This is a genomic window from Streptomyces sp. BE20, from assembly GCF_036322525.1.
In the GTDB taxonomy this organism is placed as follows: Bacteria; Actinomycetota; Actinomycetes; order Streptomycetales; family Streptomycetaceae; genus Kitasatospora.
In genome coordinates, this window is sequence record NZ_JAQYWW010000303.1 from 1 (window position 1) to 509 (window position 509).

General features: G+C 73.7%; 1 pseudogene. It reads right to left on the reverse strand.

Going from position 1 to position 509, the window contains the following annotated elements:
* Positions 1-509: pseudogene (locus PUR61_RS01675) on the reverse strand (IS5 family transposase); the annotation flags it as partial.

A 509-nucleotide genomic window follows, 5' to 3' on the forward strand; every position in this document is an offset into this window, starting at 1 on the left:
GGCAGCGGCCGTCCGCGCTCAGGTGGACCTTGCTGGTGAACCCGCCGCGCGAGCGGCCGAGGCCCTCACCTCCTGCACCACCTCCGCCAGGCGGGCGGTCAGGCTCTGCCACGGCGTCTCGTCCTGGTGTTCTCCCGGCCCAGCCCCCTTGACGCGAGGGCCGGCGGCGGGTCGGTGCGGGCGCCGGCCGCGTGCTGGTGGGCCCGGACGATGGTGGAGTCGACCGAGATGTCCCAGTCGATGTCGCCGGCCGCGTCCGCCTCGGCCTGGACCCGCTGGAGCAGGCGCTCCCAAGTGCCGTCGGCCGACCACAGCCGGTGGCGTTCGTAGACCGTCTTCCAGGGACCGAACCGCTCGGGCAGGTCACGCCGGTGCACACCGGTCCGCACCCGGTGCAGGATCCCGTCGATCACCTGCCGATGGTCCCGCCACCGACCACAACGCCTGTTGCCGACCGGCAGGAACGGCCGCAGCCGTTCCCACTCGGCATCCGTCAGATCACCCCGCCC